Source organism: Sphingomicrobium aestuariivivum, assembly GCF_024721585.1.
Lineage (GTDB): Bacteria > Pseudomonadota > Alphaproteobacteria > Sphingomonadales > Sphingomonadaceae > Sphingomicrobium > Sphingomicrobium aestuariivivum.
Map to the genome: position 1 here is coordinate 695,970 of NZ_CP102629.1, position 17,443 is coordinate 713,412.

At 67.0% G+C, this 17,443-nt stretch carries 24 protein-coding genes and 1 tRNA gene; 6 read left to right on the plus strand and 19 right to left on the minus strand.

Annotated elements, in window-relative coordinates; all coding sequences use genetic code 11:
- Nucleotides 1-68 precede the first annotated feature (68 nt).
- Nucleotides 69-236, plus strand: coding sequence for a hypothetical protein (locus tag NUW81_RS03515; protein WP_245110367.1), 168 nt, complete (start codon nt 69-71; stop codon nt 234-236).
- A 1-nt stretch (nt 237) separates the two neighbouring features.
- Here the strand turns inward: NUW81_RS03515 and NUW81_RS03520 are convergent, their stop codons facing one another.
- From NUW81_RS03520 to NUW81_RS03540, 5 genes are all read right to left on the minus strand, one after another.
- Entirely contained in the window at nt 238-963 is a 726-nt protein-coding gene (locus tag NUW81_RS03520; protein ID WP_245110368.1) for an AfsR/SARP family transcriptional regulator, read from the minus strand.
- Between the two features lie 244 nt (nt 964-1,207).
- Nucleotides 1,208-1,558 carry a UrcA family protein gene (locus NUW81_RS03525; protein WP_245110369.1) on the minus strand — a complete coding sequence of 117 codons (351 nt, stop codon included), beginning with the start codon at nt 1,556-1,558 and terminating at the stop codon, nt 1,208-1,210.
- A gap of 43 nt (nt 1,559-1,601) precedes the next feature.
- Nucleotides 1,602-1,952, minus strand: coding sequence for a UrcA family protein (locus NUW81_RS03530; RefSeq protein WP_245110370.1), 351 nt, complete (start codon nt 1,950-1,952; stop codon nt 1,602-1,604).
- A 332-nt stretch (nt 1,953-2,284) separates the two neighbouring features.
- On the minus strand, nt 2,285-2,638 hold the full coding sequence (locus NUW81_RS03535; protein WP_245110371.1) for a UrcA family protein: 354 nt from the start codon (nt 2,636-2,638) through the stop codon (nt 2,285-2,287).
- Nucleotides 2,639-2,782: 144 nt separating this feature from the next.
- A complete protein-coding gene (locus NUW81_RS03540) occupies nt 2,783-3,319 on the minus strand; it encodes a DUF6456 domain-containing protein (RefSeq protein WP_245110372.1) in 537 nt (178 codons plus the stop codon).
- Between the two features lie 100 nt (nt 3,320-3,419).
- Here NUW81_RS03540 and NUW81_RS03545 point away from each other — a divergent pair, with 100 nt between their 5' ends.
- Nucleotides 3,420-3,989, plus strand: coding sequence for a helix-turn-helix domain-containing protein (locus NUW81_RS03545; RefSeq protein ID WP_245110373.1), 570 nt, complete (start codon nt 3,420-3,422; stop codon nt 3,987-3,989).
- Between the two features lie 7 nt (nt 3,990-3,996).
- On the opposite strand, the gene NUW81_RS03550 is transcribed toward NUW81_RS03545, so the two are convergent.
- From NUW81_RS03550 to NUW81_RS03580, 7 genes are all read right to left on the minus strand, one after another.
- Nucleotides 3,997-4,407 (minus strand): DUF302 domain-containing protein, encoded by a 411-nt coding sequence (locus NUW81_RS03550; RefSeq protein WP_245110374.1) that lies wholly within the window; start codon nt 4,405-4,407, stop codon nt 3,997-3,999.
- A 20-nt stretch (nt 4,408-4,427) separates the two neighbouring features.
- On the minus strand, nt 4,428-4,940 hold the full coding sequence (locus NUW81_RS03555) for a DUF421 domain-containing protein (RefSeq protein ID WP_245110375.1): 513 nt from the start codon (nt 4,938-4,940) through the stop codon (nt 4,428-4,430).
- A gap of 37 nt (nt 4,941-4,977) precedes the next feature.
- The gene (locus NUW81_RS03560; protein WP_260508533.1) at nt 4,978-5,175 is read right to left on the minus strand and encodes a hypothetical protein; all 198 of its coding nucleotides are present in this window, start codon (nt 5,173-5,175) and stop codon (nt 4,978-4,980) included.
- Between the two features lie 171 nt (nt 5,176-5,346).
- A complete protein-coding gene (locus NUW81_RS03565) occupies nt 5,347-5,673 on the minus strand; it encodes a hypothetical protein (protein WP_245110377.1) in 327 nt (108 codons plus the stop codon).
- A gap of 27 nt (nt 5,674-5,700) precedes the next feature.
- Nucleotides 5,701-5,776 (minus strand) — tRNA-Val (locus NUW81_RS03570).
- Entirely contained in the window at nt 5,776-6,336 is a 561-nt protein-coding gene (locus NUW81_RS03575; protein WP_245110378.1) for a DUF2165 domain-containing protein, read from the minus strand. Before NUW81_RS03575 ends, NUW81_RS03570 begins: the two co-directional genes overlap by 1 nt.
- A 103-nt stretch (nt 6,337-6,439) precedes the next feature.
- Nucleotides 6,440-7,354, minus strand: coding sequence for a MarR family winged helix-turn-helix transcriptional regulator (locus tag NUW81_RS03580; RefSeq protein WP_245110380.1), 915 nt, complete (start codon nt 7,352-7,354; stop codon nt 6,440-6,442).
- A gap of 183 nt (nt 7,355-7,537) precedes the next feature.
- Between NUW81_RS03580 and NUW81_RS03585 the strand changes: the two genes are divergently transcribed.
- Complete coding sequence (locus NUW81_RS03585) at nt 7,538-7,819, plus strand: hypothetical protein (protein WP_245110383.1); 282 nt, start codon at nt 7,538-7,540, stop codon at nt 7,817-7,819.
- A 3-nt stretch (nt 7,820-7,822) separates the two neighbouring features.
- Here NUW81_RS03585 and cysQ read toward each other — a convergent pair whose 3' ends face one another.
- From cysQ to NUW81_RS03610, 5 genes are read right to left on the minus strand one after another with little or no spacing between them, the layout of a single operon-like run.
- Complete coding sequence (cysQ, locus tag NUW81_RS03590) at nt 7,823-8,635, minus strand: 3'(2'),5'-bisphosphate nucleotidase CysQ (protein WP_245110385.1); 813 nt, start codon at nt 8,633-8,635, stop codon at nt 7,823-7,825.
- A 4-nt stretch (nt 8,636-8,639) separates the two neighbouring features.
- Complete coding sequence (locus NUW81_RS03595) at nt 8,640-9,419, minus strand: SDR family oxidoreductase (RefSeq protein ID WP_245110387.1); 780 nt, start codon at nt 9,417-9,419, stop codon at nt 8,640-8,642.
- Nucleotides 9,416-11,299, minus strand: coding sequence for an acetyl/propionyl/methylcrotonyl-CoA carboxylase subunit alpha (locus NUW81_RS03600; RefSeq protein ID WP_245110390.1), 1,884 nt, complete (start codon nt 11,297-11,299; stop codon nt 9,416-9,418). The genes NUW81_RS03595 and NUW81_RS03600 overlap by 4 nt, the downstream gene beginning before the upstream one ends.
- Entirely contained in the window at nt 11,296-11,775 is a 480-nt protein-coding gene (locus NUW81_RS03605; RefSeq protein ID WP_245110392.1) for a Cif family virulence factor, read from the minus strand. The genes NUW81_RS03600 and NUW81_RS03605 overlap by 4 nt, the downstream gene beginning before the upstream one ends.
- 10 nt (nt 11,776-11,785) lie before the next feature.
- Nucleotides 11,786-13,390 carry a carboxyl transferase domain-containing protein gene (locus NUW81_RS03610; RefSeq protein WP_245110394.1) on the minus strand — a complete coding sequence of 535 codons (1,605 nt, stop codon included), beginning with the start codon at nt 13,388-13,390 and terminating at the stop codon, nt 11,786-11,788.
- A gap of 100 nt (nt 13,391-13,490) precedes the next feature.
- Here NUW81_RS03610 and NUW81_RS03615 point away from each other — a divergent pair, with 100 nt between their 5' ends.
- The 3 genes from NUW81_RS03615 (at nt 13,491) to NUW81_RS03625 (ending at nt 15,650) form a co-directional block, all read left to right on the plus strand.
- Nucleotides 13,491-14,150, plus strand: a complete 660-nt coding sequence (locus tag NUW81_RS03615; protein WP_245110397.1) for a hypothetical protein — start codon at nt 13,491-13,493, stop codon at nt 14,148-14,150.
- A 94-nt stretch (nt 14,151-14,244) separates the two neighbouring features.
- Nucleotides 14,245-14,880: a DUF1326 domain-containing protein gene (locus tag NUW81_RS03620; RefSeq protein ID WP_245110399.1), complete on the plus strand. Its 636-nt coding sequence runs from the start codon at nt 14,245-14,247 to the stop codon at nt 14,878-14,880.
- Nucleotides 14,877-15,650: a DUF2182 domain-containing protein gene (locus tag NUW81_RS03625; RefSeq protein ID WP_245110403.1), complete on the plus strand. Its 774-nt coding sequence runs from the start codon at nt 14,877-14,879 to the stop codon at nt 15,648-15,650. Before NUW81_RS03620 ends, NUW81_RS03625 begins: the two co-directional genes overlap by 4 nt.
- Here the strand turns inward: NUW81_RS03625 and NUW81_RS03630 are convergent.
- Nucleotides 15,639-16,499: a cytochrome c4 gene (locus NUW81_RS03630; RefSeq protein ID WP_245110405.1), complete on the minus strand. Its 861-nt coding sequence runs from the start codon at nt 16,497-16,499 to the stop codon at nt 15,639-15,641. The genes NUW81_RS03625 and NUW81_RS03630 overlap by 12 nt on opposite strands.
- A 2-nt stretch (nt 16,500-16,501) precedes the next feature.
- Entirely contained in the window at nt 16,502-17,362 is an 861-nt protein-coding gene (locus NUW81_RS03635) for a c-type cytochrome (RefSeq protein ID WP_245110407.1), read from the minus strand.
- Nucleotides 17,363-17,443: the final 81 nt, after the last annotated feature.

Genomic DNA, 17,443 nt, shown 5'->3' on the forward strand with positions numbered 1-17,443 from the left:
CCTTCGCCCCGCCCGTGCCGGAACGCGCCTCCGCCCCCTCTCGTTGATAGGTCGAAAGGAGCCCCATCATGGCCAACGAGAAAGAAAAGGAACGCCTGTCGAACGAGCGCGCCGCCGCGCTTTCGGACGAGGATCGTGTCGATGCGATAATTACCGAGAATTTCGATGCGCCGACCTATCAGAAGTCGGGCCAGGGCGGCCCCCGCGCCGGCCTTGCCGCCGACGAAGAGGAATAGGTTATTTGCTGGCGCCGCTGCCGTTGGTCGGCGGCGGCATCGGCGTCGACTCGTGCGTCAGCCGGTCGATCAGCTGCTCCTCGAGCGCGGTCATCGTCTTTGTCGGCCCCACGCCGAGCTCGTTCTTCACGCGCTCGGCAAATTCCAGATAGCGCTGCCGCACCCCCCCGACATGGCCCGCCTGATATTCGGCGAGCATCGCATATTCGACGAAGTCCTCGTTGAGGGGATCGATGCGCTGCAGCCGCCGGATGAGCGGGACGAGCTTGGCGCCCTGCCCGTGCGCGAGGCTGCGCTTCACCCAGGCCGCCGTCTCGGCGACGACCACCTCGGTCAGCCGCCCGCGCTCCATCGCCAGCCAGTCGTCGAATTCGGGCGATAACCCGTCGAGATCCTCGAACGGGCGCCAGTCGCCATCCTCCTCGCGCGCATGGGTGAGCCCGCCGCCACGCACACGGTCCGCGACCAGCCAGAGATGGTTGCGATCGCTGCCAACGGGGGGCATCTCGCGGCTGGTGGCGGCACGGATGTCGCACAGCGCCTGCCGCAGGCTCGCACGCGCCTGTTCGTCGGCCGAGCGGCCCCACAGCAGCCCCGCGAGCCGCTCTCGCGGCACGGGGCGCCCGCCGCGCCCGACAAGATAGGCGAGCAGGCCGCAGGCCTTGCGGCTGGAGGGCGTGCAATCGCGATCTTCGGCGAGGTCGATGACGCGGAATGATCCGATCAAATTGACCTGCCAGCGGGCACGCTCAGGACTTGATTCGGACGACACCGTCACAGCCGAGCTCCTGTTCCGTCGCGAATGGCAAAGCATGTACGAAGATGTACGTGGTTAACATAAATTTAACTGTATTGCACGCTGTAAAACGCCCGCCGCCCTCCGTTGGTGGAGAGTGGCGGGCGGTTCGTGGAAAATTGTCGGCAGGCGGGAGGAGGAGCGGGCTCCTCCCGCCCGCCGGACATCGCCGGGGCTATTGGCCGGTGAGGGTAAAGGCCCCGACGAGAACCTCGCCGCGCATGCTGGCGGCATGGAGTGCTTCGGCCTGCGCATAGCCATCGGCACGCGCGGTCTTGTAACATTCGGTCTGCCGCACCCATTCGCGGGTGGGATCGTTGAGCGACGGCAGGCAGATGGCGCGTGCCGCCTTCTTGACCCGGCCGTTGAGGGCATCGAGCCCCGCCTGCCTGGCCATGTCGAGGTCACCATAATAGATGACCGCGGTGGGTTCGGGTGCATTGGCGACGACCCGGATCGGGTCCTCCGCCAGCGCAGGCGTTGCGAGGAGCGTGCCTGCGAGCACCATGATCATGGGATGTTTCATTGTCCTTCTCCCTATTGCTTGCTCGCAGGCCTCGAGGCCCCTGCTAGCGAGCGGTGATCGTCATGCTCTGGACGATGACCGAGCCACGCGGCGTGGCGAACAGGCTGTCGGCCTGCGCATAGCCGTCGGCTTGCGCGGTGCTGAAGCAGGCCTTTTCGCTGGCCCAGGTCTTCACCGGCTTGAAGCCCGGCGAATTGCACATCGCGTTGGCGGCCTTGTCGATCCGGCTCTTGAGCGCCGAATTGCCGGCGTTGCTCTGCAGGTTCAGGTCGCCATGATAGATAGTGGCCTGGACACGGTCGCCACTGCCGCCGACAACGTCGATCGGCTCACCAGCCAGCGCGGGCGCGGCAAGCAGCGCGGCACCGGCCATTGCGAAGAGCGTGCGTTTCATAGTCATTCCCCTTTTCTCTGTCCGGCTCGAGCGGGGGGCCCCGCATCGAGTGGTTCCGGTCTAGGCCTAGAGCGTCGATCTATGGTCCAAGGCCCGTTCGAGAGCCGGCAAACTTGCGTCAAAATGCCGTGATTTCCGCCATTCGTCGTCACGGGCGTGTCGCTCGTCGAAAGCCGCCGCGCCCAGGTGCCGGGCGCGGGTGCCGGCATCGCTGTTCGAACTGTCCGACTCCGCCGCGCCAGTCTTCCCGCTTCGCACCCGCCGCACACGAAGAAGGCGGCAAGGGAGCTACCCTTGCCGCCTCCAGTCCGGCAGCCATGGGATCCGCCTTGTCAGCGGCCGCTGATCACGATGGCGCCGATCACCACCGTTCCTTTCGGCTCACCAGCGAACAGGGCGTCGGCCTGGGCATAGCCTTGCGCGAGCGCCCTGGAGAAGCAGGCCTTCTCGGCCTTCCACACCTCGACCGCCTGCGGGCCTCCCGAGCGGCACAGCGCCCGCGCTCCCTGCATCACCCGGAGCTTGAGGCGATCCTGGTCGCTGGCATCGGCGATATCGAGATCGCCATAGGGAATGCGCAGTTCCTGCTGCAGCGGCCGCCCTTCCGCGCGCGCGCCCGAGCCGGCAACCACCGCAGCGCTCATGCCGACGGCGAGACAGGCAGCAAGAGTTTTCCTATTGGTCATCGATCGTCCTTCCCTGTTGGCGGCACCTTCACCGGCACCATCTGCGGGCGTTAGGGAAAGACTGTCCGCGCCGCGTGAGGCGTCCGTGAAACCACCGTCAAAATTGCTGCATCGCGAAATTTTCATTCTGCGGCGCAGCATGGATCAGCGGATGCGGTAGAAGTCGGCGACGCGGTCGAGTGCCATGACCAGCACCAGCTTGCCCGCCCGTGCCGGCCAGCCCAGCGCGCGCTCGGCCTCGCGCATGCCCTCGCCCGCGCACGCCACGCGCCACAGGATGTCGTCGAGCCCCTTGCCCGCAGCCGCCACCGCCGCCTCGAAGCGCGCCTTGGCATCGATCTGGCTGGCAGAGAGGTCGGGCGCACCGACGCTGCCGCCGCGGCTGCGGGCGACAGGGCTGGCGTCCCATGCCATCGTCACACGCGACGACAGCTGCGCGCGCTCGTAATCGGCGCGCAACCGCTCGCCCGCTTCATATTGCCGCTCGCTGACATGGCCGCGCGAGCGCAGCCAGCCGAGCGGGCTTTCGAGCCGGTTGACGGTGACACTGCGGCGCGAGGGCCTGCCGCCCACCACCTCGCCGTCGATTGCCACTTCCTCGAGCTGGCGGCCTGCCTGCCCTGCCGCGCCCGTTCCTTTCGCCGCACTCCTGCACCGCTTCTGTCCCATGCGTCCCGCCATCTTCCGTCTCCCATGCTTCGACTCGGCACGAAAAGGACTTGCCATGTCGGCACATCTGTAGGACAGCAATAAACCGATTTGGTTCAACGAGGGGATCGTCATGCAGTCGCGTATCAGGGAAGTCCGAAAGGCCAAGGGCATGACGCTCGCCGATGTCGCAGCGGCCTGCCAGCCGCCGACCACTGCGCAGACCGTCGGCCGGCTCGAGACCGGCACGCGCACCCTGTCGCTCGACTGGGTCAACCGCATCGCCGATGCACTCGGGGTCGACAGTGCCGAACTGGTTCGCCACGGCGAGGATCGCCCCACCCTCGAGGTTGCCGCCATCCTCGACGGCAATGGCCATGCGCAGGCACCGCGGCAGAAAGCCATCGCCCTGCCCCCCATGCCCGGCGAAGGGCTGAGCGGGGTCAAGGTCGCCGCCTCGATCGGCGATTACCGGGCCGGCGACACCGTCTGGTGTCGCCATGTCCAGCCCGCCGACTTCGACCGCGCCCTCAATCGCGACGTCCTCGTACCGCGTCCGGCGGGGCGCTATATCTACGGGCGGCTCATCCACCGCGAGGGCGGCCAGCTCCTCGTCCTGCCGCCGGGCCCCGGCGCGCGCCAGCAGGTGGTCAAGGATCCTGCCTGGCTCGCCGTCGCCGAAACGCTGGTGCGCGCGCTCTAGGCTCGCATCAGGCGCCGCAGCGCCGGGAGACGCGCTCGATCACCAGCTGGAGCTTGCCGCGCACCTTGCTGGCCACCGGACCGAGGCTGTCATTGTCGACCGCCTGCATCGAGGCCACGGGGTCGACCGCCGCCACCTCGACCCCGCCATCCTTCTCCTGAAGGATGACATTGCACGGCAGCATCACGCCGATCTTGTCCTCGGCCTGCAGTGCCTCGTGCGCGAGCGTGGGGTTGCACGCGCCGAGGATGCGATAGGGCCGGAAATCGGCGCCGATCTTCTTCTTCAGCGTCGCCGCAACGTCGATCTCTGTCAGCACCCCGAACCCCTCGTTCGACAGTTCCTCGCGCACGCATTCCTCGACCGCCGCCATGTCGGCCCCGGCCAGCGTCGTTGCAAAATAGTAAGTCATCGGCATCGCCGCCCCTTCCCGTTCCTTCAATCCGCCACGTCCGCAAGCGCGGACAGTTCGTCATGGTCGCAGGCATCGGCCGACAGGACGTTGAAGGTCCCGTCGGCCTCGAGCACCACCGCGCCGACATCCTCGATCCGGGCAAAGCCGCCGTCGCGGATGACCTGCAGAAGGTCGCCGCGCGTCACCCGCTCGTCGGCCAGCGCCTGCTCGTCCACCTTGCCGTTGCGCAGGAGGAAGCGCGGGCAGGCGCGCAGCATCCCCTGCACGCTGCTCGACTTCACGCTGGCCCAGCTCATCAGCGTCTGCATCGCGACGAGGAAGGCGAGCGCCGCCACCCCTTGCGCCAGCGTCAGCGAGGTGCCTGTGAGGATGTTGGCGAGGATCGAGCCGATCGCCACGGTGACCACGAAATCGAAAGCGTTGAGCTTGGCCAGCGTCCGCTTGCCGCCGACGCGCAGGAAGAGGACGAGCAGCGCGTAGGCGGCAAAGCCGAGCCCCACCGCGCGCCAGATACTCTGCCAATCGTCAAACCACATATCGCCCAAACGCGGCGCGACGGGAAAGGGTGCCGCCTTATTCGGGGCGTTGGCGCGGCGGCGACGACGGCAGCGCGGTGATGTCACGCGGTGCCCTCGCCTCGACACGCCGGATGAAGGGGTCGGCGAGCATGGCAATCGCCCACCAGATGAAGAATAGGATTTCGGCGCCGACCACGAACTTTGTCAGCACGTGCCATTGCCCGATCGCCTCGCGCCCGATAATCGACGTCACTCCGATCGCCACCAACCCGAAGCCGGCCAGCGCATGATCGGCGCGTGTGAACCGCAGGAGGGCGTTGGCCGCGCGAGTGACGACCGGCCTCGCCGGCGCGACGGCCGCGCGGTCATCCCAATAGGTTTCCAACTCCCGCGCGATCCGCCGGTCGCGCAGCGTATGGCTCGCTCAGATCAACGGGGCAAACCAGGGCACCATCCAGAACAGCAGGATCCAGTCGCCGCTCAGCCCGACAAGCAGCGCGCCAAGGAGCAGGAGGAGGACGAGCGGCCCGAGGATCGACTCCACATCGCCGCCCCGACGGTCAAATTCGCGGTCCACAGCGAACCGCATCTCGGCCTCGTCAAGGCGATAGGCGGGGCCCGCGTCGCCGCGACGATAAAGCCACTTCTCGCCATCGCGCTCATATTGCCTGTGGATGTCATCGAGCATCGCCCCGGCGCGTCGGTCGACAACGGGCGGCCCCCAGCCGTTGTAACCGTCGTCATACGCCATGCGCTGTCCCCATATACGCAACGAAAATGGTGGGCGCTGACGGGTTCGAACCGCCGACCTACTCGGTGTAAACGAGCCGCTCTACCAGCTGAGCTAAGCGCCCTACCCTTGCGGGGCGTCCGGCTCCTGCCATCCGCGGTCGCGATGATCAACCTTTTCCACGCGGTCGGCCCAGCAGGGCTCCTCCTGCGCGACCAGTGCCATCACCAGCCCGCTGATCGCGGCATAATAGAAAGCCCCCTCGAGCGAGCCCGAGCCGACCTCGGTCTGCCACATCTGGAAGCCCGCACCGCCGATCGCCATGAACAGGCCAAGCCAGGTGAAGACCAGCAGCCCCAGCCCCGACAGCGCCAGCCACTTGGACGCGCTGAACGCCCGCTTGGTGCCGCCGACCGACTGGGCCATGCGCACCGCGCCCGCCAGCACCATCAACCCGCCGAGAAGCTCGAAGGCGATGATGGTCACATAGGCAAGGGTCACCAGACCGTCCGAGGTGACCATCGGCACGATGCTGTCGGGATAGACGCCATGGTCGGCACGGCTCAGCACATAGCCGACCGCGGCATGGCCTGCCTCGTAATTCACGATATTCTGGAGCGCGTAGAGCAGCGCCTGCAGTCCCGCCCCGATCACCAGCAACAGCTTGACGAACCGTATCGTCATCGCATCCCCTCCCCCAAAGGTCGACCCCACGTCAGACGCGTTAACCTGTCATAACAAAGATGCAAAATAACGCGGCGTCAAGGCACGATTGGAGCGCTGCTCGTCAGATCGCGAACTTGGGGCCGAGCTTGTGGAAATAGCCCCGCATCGCGCGGCTCGCGTCGGGCGAGAGTTCGACGAAGACGCGGCGCCCGTCATGCGGATCGGCACGGCGCACGAACAGCTTCTTGTCGGTCAGCGTCTTGATCCAGCGCAGTGCGGTGGTCGCGGGCACGGCGGCCGCCATGCACAGCGACGAGACGGGTACGCGGATCTGCTGGATCTCGGCGGCGAGCAGGTCGAGCATCATGTCCCACGCGGGGTCATGAAACAGCTCGGCGTCGAAATAGTCCTCGCGCAGCCGCCGCGCGCGAATGACCGAGCGCACCGTCTCGACACTGAGCTCGCGCTGTTCGCCCGCCGGCGCATCGACCGCCGCGCCGATAGCGGGACGATCATCGGCCAGCCCGCCGTCGCTCATCTTCGACAGGGTCGATGCGATGCGCTGTACTTCCTCGGACAGGCGCCGGAGCGCGGCGGGGTCCGAGCCGCGTGCATCGCCCACACGCCCGCCCGCCTCGCGCGCCACGAGCAGCGCCATCGCCGCCGCGCGCGCCGCCTGTTCGGGCGCGACGAGCAGTTCGATATGCGGCCCCACGATCGAGGAGACCGGATCGAGCAGCATCTCGTCCATCGCCACCGCCACCGGCAGCCCCGCATTCTCGCTATGCGCGTCGAACGCCATCAGCCAGTGATCGAGGACATGACCCTGGTCGCGGTCGAGTTCGATCCAGACCGGATGCGCCCCGAGGCGGTCGACCCCCGCCTCGCCGACCTCGAACGTGTTGCCGACATCATAGCCGCAAGCCCGGATCGCCGCGCGCCCGCGCTCCATCGCCCGGTTCCCAGAGGCGACGAGATCGATGATGGAAGAGGTCGCCGCGTCTTCGCTGCGGCTGATCGGATAAAGCTCGGTCACAAATGGCCCCCAACAGGTGCACGCTGTCGCGAGGGAAACAGTCCCAGCGGCGTGCGCAAAAGGTCTTACCGAGCAAGCCATGACTGTAACGGGACCGGAACGCCCGCGCCAGCCCCGAAATCCGCACCGCTTCGGAGCTATTGGCAAGGTGCTGGAAAGCCACCGCGCGCCACAAGCCGCCCCATGAACGCCGTCCCCAACAGCCATCGCAGCGCGGAGGCCAGCATCCGCCGCGTCCGCCGTCTTGCCCACCTCGAAGCGGTCCTCGCCGACTGCCGCACGCTGCTGCGCCAGCTTCCCGCCGAATGCGAAGAGGCGCGCAGCATCGCCATGCGGATCGTGCGCGCGCAAGACGAGATCGACCGCCTGCGCGGCGTCGATGCGCCCAAGGCCGCGCCCGCGGCACTGCAGCAGGGTCTCGAGGCGCAGCTCGCCTCATGGAAGGGAAACCGCGACGGCGGCTGAAGGCTAGCCCGCGTCGCTCGGCATATAATGGCCGATCGACGGCGCCTTCCAGCCCGCGGTGGCGACGAAGCCCGGGTTGAAATAGGCGCGCTTGCCATATTCGAGCCGCTCGCCGTCGGGCCCGTCAACGCGCCCACCCGCGCCGATCAGCACGGCATGGCCCGCCGCCGTGTCCCATTCCATCGTCGGCGACAGGCGCGGATAGATATCGGCATGCCCCTCGGCGAGGATGCAGAATTTGAGGCTCGAGCCGACCGAGGCGCGCTCGGGCACATGGCCGCCGAATGCATGTTCGAGATAGTCGACCGTGGCCTGGCTGAGATGCGACTTGGAGGCCACCGCCATGCGCTCCTCGCCGAGGTCGCGGCAGTGGATAGCGCGGCGCGGACCGCCCGCCTCGATCCAGGCGCCGCGGTCGGCGATGCCGAGGTGGAGGTGGCCCGTGGCGGGCGCGAAGATCACGCCCATCACCGGCTGGCCATGTTCGACCAGCCCGATGTTGACGGTGTAATCATCACCGCCGCGGATGAATTCCTTGGTGCCGTCCAAGGGGTCGACGAGGAAGAAGATGCCGTCGTGATGCGGGATGCGCCCCGCCGCCACTTCCTCCTCGGCGATCACGGGCACCCCGGGCGCGTGGCTTCGCAGCGCCTCGAGGATGACCGCTTCGGCAGCGCGATCGGCCACCGTCACCGGCGACGCGTCGCTCTTGCGTTCGACGTCAAAGCCCTGGCGGACGATCTGGAGGATCGCCTCACCAGCCTCGCGCGCGCTCTCGCCGAGCGCATCGAGCAGCTTGGGCGTCGCCAGCGTCATCGCATCAACGCGGCGCCATGCGGATGCCGCCGTCGAGACGGATGCTTTCCGCGTTGAGATAGGGCGTCTGAGCGATGAAGGCCGCGAGGTCTGCATATTCCTCGGCCTTACCGAGACGCTTGGGGAAGGGCACCTGCGCGCCGAGGGCATCCTGCACCTTCTCGGGCATCATCGCGACCATCGGCGTCTTGAACACCCCCGGCAGGATGGTGTTGACGCGCACGCCGTCGTTCATGAGATCGCGCGCGATCGGCAGCGCCATCGCCAGCACGCCACCCTTGGACGCCGAATAGGCCGCCTGCCCGATCTGCCCGTCCTCGGCCGCGACCGATGCCGTGTTGATGATGCAGCCGCGCTCGCCGTCCTCGAGCGGGTCGAGGCCGACCATGCCCTGCGCACTGTGTGCGATGCAGCGGAACGAGCCGATCAGGTTGATGTTGATGGCCAGCTCGAACTGGATCATCGGGTAAAGGAGCCGCTCGCCCGTTTCCTTGTTCATGCCGACGGTCTTGGCGGCATTGGCCACGCCCGCGCAGTTGACGAGGATGCGTTCCTGCCCGTTGGCGGCGCGCGCCTTCTCGAAACCGGCTTTCACGCTGTCGTCGCTGGTCACGTCGACCTCGCAGAAGGTGCCGCCGATGTCCTTGGCGACCTTCTCGCCGGCATCGGCATTGCGGTCGAAGATCGCGACCTTGGCGCCCATCCCTGCCAGCTTGCGCGCGGTCGCCTCACCGAGACCCGACGCACCACCCGTCACGACTGCTGCAACACCATCGACGTTCATACTTCTTTCTCCACTTTCGCAAGCAACGCCTCGACCGCGACCTGCTGGCCTGCCGAGACATTCAATTCACTCACCACACCGTCAAAGGGTGCGGTCATCGCATGTTCCATTTTCATCGCCTCTAGGGTGAGAAGCCGATCCCCCTTGGAGACCTTCGCTCCCGCCTCGACCTCGACGCTCGTCACCTTGCCCGGCATGGGGGCGAGGATCGCCCCGTCCCCCGCTGCCGCGCCGCCAGCACCGGGCCGCGTCGTCAGCGAAAATTCGAACGCGTCGCCCGACGAGAAGAGCACCACGCGCTCGTCGTCGCGAAAGCCCGAAGCGGCGACCGTATCGCCCTCCCCGGCAAGGTCGATGTCGCGCGTCTCGCCCTTGAAGCCCAGCGCCACCGCATGGCGCGGGTCGGCGTTCAACCGGAAGCCCGCCAGCGGGTCGGGCTCTTCCTCGGCCAGCGCGATGGCGGCCGCCGTGCGCCACTCCACCTCGACCGGCTGCCCGCTCGGGATCAACGCGTCGTCATGCCGCGCGATGAAGCCCGTATCGAGATTGGCGTCGATGAAATCGTCATGGGTGAGCGCACGCAGGAGGAAGGCCGCATTGGTTTTCACCGGCCACACCTCGAGCCCTGCTAGCTGGCGCGCCAGCGTCGAAATCGCCGCGTCACGGTCCTCGCCGTGGGCGACCAGCTTGGCGATCATCGGGTCGTAATGCGGGCTGATGACGTCGCCCTCTTCGACGCCCGTCTCGATGCGGCGGCGGCGCTTGCCCCGCCATTGCTCGCGCCCGAGATCGAAATGCTCGAGCTTGCCCGTCGAGGGCAGGAAGCCGGTGGTCGGGTCCTCGGCATAGAGCCGCGCCTCGATCGCATGGCCGTTGATCGACAATTCCTCCTGCGCGACCGGCACGGGCTCGCCCGCCGCCGCCAGCAGCTGCCATTCGACGAGGTCGACGCCCGTGATCTCCTCGGTCACCGGATGCTCGACCTGCAGGCGCGTGTTCATTTCCATGAACCAGATGCGGTCGGCGCGGAGGCCCTCGGAGGCATCGGCGATGAACTCGACCGTCCCCGCGCCTTCGTAATTCACCGCCTGCCCTGCCCGCACGGCAGCCTCGCAGACGGCCTTGCGAGTCTCCTCGTCCATCCCCGGCGCAGGCGCTTCCTCGATCACTTTCTGGTGGCGCCGCTGGAGCGAACAGTCGCGCTCGAACAGGTGCACCACCGTGCCATGACTGTCGCCGAACAATTGCACCTCGATATGCCGCGGGCTCTCGATCCATTTCTCGAGGATGACGACATCATTGCCGAAGCTCGCCGTCGCCTCGCGCTTCACGGACGCGAGCGCATCGGCGAAGTCCTTGCTATCATCGACCTTGCGCATGCCCTTGCCGCCGCCGCCCGCGACCGCCTTGATGAGCACCGGATAGCCGATCTTGCCAGCTTCCTCGGCGAGCACATCCGCCGACTGGTCCTCGCCCATGTATCCCGGCGTCACGGGCACGCCCGCCTCGGCCATCAGCTTTTTCGCGGCATCCTTGAGGCCCATCGCGCGGATGCTCTCGGGCTTGGGCCCGACCCAGATCAGCCCCGCATCGATCACGGCCTGCGCGAAATCGGCGTTTTCCGAGAGGAAGCCGTATCCCGGGTGGATCGCCTCGGCGCCGGTTTCCTTCGCCGCCTCGATGATCCGTTCGCCCACGAGATAGCTTTCGGCCGACGCCGCCGGACCGATACATACGGCTTCATCCGCCATCCGCACGTGCAGCGCCTTGGCATCGGCCTCGGAATACACCGCGACCGTACTGATCCCCATGTCGCGGGCGGTGCGCATGACCCGGCAGGCGATTTCGCCGCGATTGGCGATGAGAAGCGAAGAAATCATGGAGTTACCTTATCGGGGTTCGCGACGGTGGGTGCGCCGAGCGCATCGCATGTGTCGAGCGAATTCATGGTGAAGGCCATCTGGGTGATCTTCCACTCGCCATCCTGTTCGACGAGCGTCGCATTGTCGATCCCGCAATGCTGCTTCACCCCGTCGACCCAGAAGCTGTAGGGCACCCACACCTGCGCCAATGCGCCGTCCTGGAACACCGTCGGGATGCCGAGCGGCTCCTGGTGCAGCCCCTCGCGCTCGAAGCCCAGCACCGCATCGAGGTCGAGCGTCACCACCCGCGTCTCGGCCCCGCGCGCATCGACGATCGGAAAGATCGCCTCGGGCGCGAAATGGGCGCGCGCCGTCTCCGCATCACCAACCATCAGCGCGTCGAGCACCTCGGTGACCGTCGCGAGGATCGCGCTGCGATCATCGCCCGGCGGCGGCGGCGGAACCGAAATGGCGGCGACGAGAAGGGACAGCATCACCTCGCTCCTACATCCTGAAGATGCCGAATTTCGGCTGGTCTTCGATCACCGCGTTCAGGCAGGCGGCAAAGGCCAACCCCAGCACGTCGCGCGTTTGCGCGGGATCGATGATGCCATCGTCCCACAGCCGCGCGGTCGCGTGCCACGGATTGCCCTCGTCCTCATATTTCTGGCGGATCGGCGCCTTGAACTCTTCGGCCTCTTCCTCGCTCCACTTGTCGGCGTCACGGTGGACGGTAGCGAGCACGCTGGCCGCCTGTTCGCCGCCCATCACGCTGATCCGGCTGTTGGGCCAGGTGAAGAGGAAGTTGGGGCTGTAGGCGCGCCCCGCCATGCCGTAATTGCCCGCGCCGAAGCTGCCGCCGATCAGCACGGTGATCTTGGGCACCTGCGCGGTGGCCACTGCGGTCACCAGCTTGGCGCCATGCTTGGCGATGCCCTCGGCCTCATATTTGCCGCCGACCATGAAGCCCGAGATATTCTGGAGGAAGAGGAGCGGCACCTTGCGCTCGGCGGCGAGCTCGATGAAATGCGCGCCCTTCTGCGCGCTCTCCGAAAAGAGCACGCCATTGTTGGCGAGGATCGCGACCGGCATGCCATGGACATGCGCGAAGCCGCACACGAGGCTCGACCCGTAGAGCGGCTTGAACTCGTGGAATTCCGACCCGTCGACGATGCGCGCGATCACCTCGTGCACGTCATAGGGCGCACGCACGTCCTCGGGGATGATCGAATAGAGTTCCTCGGGGTCATATTTGGGCGCCACCGGCTCGCGATAGTTGAGGTCGGCATTCTCCGCGCCCCGCGGCAGCGTCGAGACGATGTCGCGCACGATGGTCAGCGCATGCTCGTCATTCTCGGCAAGATGGTCGACCACGCCGGACTTGCGCGCATGAAGATCACCGCCGCCAAGGTCCTCGGCTGAAATCTCCTCGCCCGTCGCCGCCTTCACCAGCGGCGGGCCGGCAAGGAAGATGGTGCCCTGCTCCTTCACGATGACAGATTCGTCGCTCATCGCGGGGACATAGGCACCGCCCGCGGTGCAGCTGCCCATCACGCAGGCGACCTGCGCGATACCCTTGGCCGAGAGATTGGCCTGGTTGTAGAAGATGCGCCCGAAATGGTCGCGGTCGGGGAAGACCTCGGCCTGGTGCGGCAGGTTCGCCCCGCCGCTGTCGACGAGGTAGATGCACGGCAGCCGGTTGGCCTCGGCGATCTCCTGCGCGCGAAGATGCTTCTTCACCGTCATCGGATAATAGGTGCCGCCCTTCACGGTGGCATCGTTGCACACGATCATCGCCTGCCGGCCCGAGACCCGCCCGATGCCCGCGATCATCCCCGCGCCCGGCACTTCGCCGCCATACATGTCGCAGGCCGCCAGCTGGCCGATCTCGAGGAAGGGCGAGCCCGGATCGAGGAGCCGTTCGACGCGGTCGCGGGGCAACAGCTTGCCGCGCGCCACATGCCGTTCGCGGTGGCGCTCGGCGCCGCCCTTGGCGGCCTTGGCCACATCCTCGCGGAGGCGCTGCGCCAGCGCCCTGTTATGCGCGTCCCGGGCCTTGGCCTCGGGACTGTCGAGATCGATCTTGCTGTCCAGCGTCGGTGCACTCATGGGCCGAACGCCTAGCCCGCGCGCGCCGGATTGCAAAGGGTTTGGCAAGCATCGCCTGTCATGACAGTGCTGACGAACGCCATCCGCCAAAGGACATTTGATGTTTTCCAGCCTCGCGCTTGCCGCCGCTCTCCTCACCGCCCAGACCGATGACTATCGCGCCGAGTGGCACCGCGAGGGCGAGCTCGCGATTGTCCTCGAGATTTCCGAAAGCGGCGATGTGCGCGGCACGGACGCCGAAGCCGGCGAGCAATTCTACGCGAAGGACGGTCGCCTTTATCTGTGGACAAAGGGCGAGGATGGTCACGCCCTCGTCGATTTCGAGCTGCTCAACCAGTTGATGCTCGAACAGCTCGGCCCGTGGCTGGAAGAAATGGCGGACGGCGTCACCATGCCGGTCATCGAGATCGAAGCGGTCGGTCCCGCCAGGGTCGGGCGATGGGAGGGCACGGCCTATCACACAAGGCCCGCGATGGACGACGAAGCGCTAGTCGTCAGCACCGATCCCGAACTGGCACCGCTCGGCAAGGCGCTGCGCGAGAGCTTTCTCGTGGCGCAATTGTCCTCCCCGCTTCCCGGGGCGCAAGAGGCGATGGCACCACTCGTCGCCCTGTTCGGCACCGGCACGCCGTTGCGCCTCGACGGCACCGAACTGACCACGTTCGAGACCGTCGACCTGCCCGACACCCATTTCGACCTGCCCGCCACCCCGCTCACGCTCGAGGAGACGCGCGACTGGATGAAGAAACAGGGCATGTAGTAAGCCCGCCCCGCCTCCTTTGCCGGCCCTGCCCATTTCGACAAACATATGTTAAGAAGCGCGCTTCGGATCACTGCCGAGAGAGGGACGCGCCATGACCTATTGGAAGATCAAGGGCCGCGAGATGGCCAATTGCAATTGCGACGTCGGCTGCAACTGCCAGTTCGGCGGACTGCCCGACAAGGGCAAGTGCGAGGCGGCCGTCGGCATCATCATCGACGAGGGCCATCACGGCGATGTCGACCTGTCGGGATTGAAGATCGGCGGCATCTACAAATGGCCGGGCGCGATCCACGAGGGCGGCGGCGAGGCCATCGCCTTCATCGACGACAGCGCCACCCCCGAGCAGCGCGAGGCGCTGCTCAAGATCATGACGGGGCAGGACACCGACCCGATGGCGACCCATTTCGCGGTCTTCGCATCGACCATCGAGACGATGCACGAGCCGCAGTTCCTCCCCCTCGACTTCGAGATCGACGTCGATGCCCGCAAGAGCCGGATGAGCGTGCCCGGCCATTACGAGGTGACCGGCAGGCCGATCCTCAGCCCCGCCACGGGCGAGGAAGTGCACAGCCGCATCCACATCCCGCAGGGCTTCGAATATGAATATGCCAGCATCGGCCAGGGCACCACGCGCGGCTCGGGACCGGTGCCGATCGAGCTGACCGACAGCTACGGCCAGTTCTGCGAACTGCATCTCGACAGCCACGGCGTCGTCCACGCCGAATGAGCGGCGCCACCGAGGCGCTCCTGGCGCGCCACCGATCGCTCACCCTTGCTGCCCTCGCCTGCCTCGCGCTTCTCGCCTGGGGATGGATCCTCACCGGGGCAGGCATGGACATGGGGCTCGTCGCCAGCCTCTCGCCCTTCCCCCACCGCGATGCCCCCATGATGGCGATGCCTGCCTCCTACGGCTGGCTCTTCTCCATGTGGTGGGTGATGATGGTGGCGATGATGCTGCCCTCGGCCGCGCCCACCATCCTCCTCTACGCCCGCGCCGCGCGCCACGGCGGCATCGCCCGCCCGCCCGTCGCGCTCTTCCTCTTGGGCTACCTGCTCGTCTGGGGCGCCTTTTCGGCGCTCGCCGCCGCCGCGCAGTTCTGGCTCCAGCAGCAGGCGCTCGTCACCGGCATGGCGATGGGGTCGGCCAGCCGCTGGCTGTCGGGCGGCCTCCTGGTCGCTGCCGGTCTCTACCAGTTCAGCCCGTGGAAGGACCGCTGCCTCACCCTGTGCCGCAGCCCCGCCGCCTTCATCGCCCGCCACCAGCGCCCGGGCGCCACCGGCGCGCTCCGCCTCGGCCTCATCCACGGCGCCTATTGCGCGGGCTGCTGCTGGGCGCTGATGGCGCTGTTGTTCGTGCTCGGCGTCATGAACATCGCGTGGATCGCGATCCTCACGCTCCTCGTCGCGGCCGAAAAGCTCCTGCCGCTCGGTCGCATGATCGCGAAGATCGGCGGCGGACTGCTCCTTGCCTGGGGCCTCGCGACCCTATTGCCCTGAAGGCGGGCCGGCCTCCACCGCCGCCATCAGGTAATCGACCAGTGCGCCGCGCTCGTTTTCGGTGAGCTTGCCCATCATCTCAGCCCCGATGAAGCCCATCAGCCCGACATCGCGCCCCTCGGGTGCCGTGCCCGTCTCGAGGAGCGCGGTGAGCGAGGCGGAGTCATAGGCGAGCCCCACATCATAGAGGCTGGGTGCGAAAGCATCGGAGCCGTCGAGGCTCGAGCCATGACAATCGGCGCACACCGCGGTGGCGACATAGCGTCCCAGCGCATGCTCCTCGCCGAGATCGACCGGGTACTTGCCACGATAATGCGCCACTTCCTGCGCCGCGGTCGGGAATTCGCCCGCCTCGATCGCTTTTGCCAGTTCGGGATTGGGATCGGTCGGCGGCATCTCCTCGCCAGCCGGTTCGAGCGTGCGCAGATAGGCGATGATCGCCTCGAGGTCCGCGTCGGCGACATGCTGGTAGGTCTTGGACGGCATCATCAGGACGCGGTCCTGCGTCGGATGCACACCCTCGCGCAGCAGCGTCATCAGCTGGGCATCGTCGAAGCGTGCGGCCGAGATGGTGAGATTGGGCGGATAGATCCCCGCCAGTTCGGGATCGAACTGCCCCATGTCCGAGCCCGTCAGTTCGGGACCGTGGCAAGCGCGGCACAGGAGCACGTTGGCCATCCGGTCCCCGTGCGCGGCCTTGGCCGCCTTGTCATCGCCATAGTCGGCGCCGTCGAAGGCCAGCGAGGCCGCTTCGACCGACGCGCCGACTGGCGCATCTTCTGCCGCGCCATCGCCCGTGCCGCACGCCGCCAGGCCGGCACCGGCCAGCAGGATCACAATCTTGCGCATCGTCAGTCCCCTTGTTTCGCCTTCCATGCCGCCCAGGCGCGCGCATAGGCGCCTGCGGCCAGTTTCTCTTCCTCGGTAAGGCCGTCGGTCACGTGCCCCGGCGCGCCCGTCCAAGGGCTCTCGATCGTCGTGCCGTCGAGCATCCTTGAATCCATCATCAAGGCCCGCATCGCGCCCTCGTCATAGCGCGCCGCCACCGCCATGCTCCCCGCAGGCTCGCCCACCCCGTCCAATGCGGCGCCGTGGCATCCCGAACAGACGGTCAGCGCGACATAGCGCCCGAGCGCATGTTCCTCGCCAAGTTCGGGCGGCTGGTTGTCCCTGAAATGCCCGGCCTCTTCTTGCGCATTGTGATAATGGAAGCGCGGGTCCTCGAGCTGCTTGGCCCAATAATCGTCGGGCAATTGCGCGCTCACCCTTTCCTCGAAGCCCTCGGGCGGCAGCGGGCTCGGCTCGCCCGTCGGCGGGAAGGTGCGCAGATAAGCGACGAGCGCCTCCATGTCGGCCTCCGACAGGAACTGCGACTGCTTGGACGGCATGAGATAGATCTCGCGGTCGGGATGCACGCCCTCGCGCAGCAAGCGCTCGAGCTCCGCATCGCTCATGTCGGGCAGCGTCCGCGAGATATTGGTCGCCCAGAGTCCGTCGAGCAGCGGGATGAAGGCACCGAAATCATTCCCCTGGAGCCGGTCGCCGTGACAGCCGGTGCAGCCCATGATGGCCGACACCCGCTCGCCATGCGCGAGTTGCATCGCCTTGTCGCCTGCTGCAGCCCCGATGAAGCTGGCCGCCTGCGTCGGGACCGCATCCTGCCTGGACGGCGGCGCTTCCCCGCAGCCCGCGACCAGCAAGGCCCCTGCCAATATGCCCCACGATCGCACCCGTCCGGTCTCCCCCGATGTCGGACAGGAGACTAACCCAGATCAATCGTGCTGGAAAGAGCG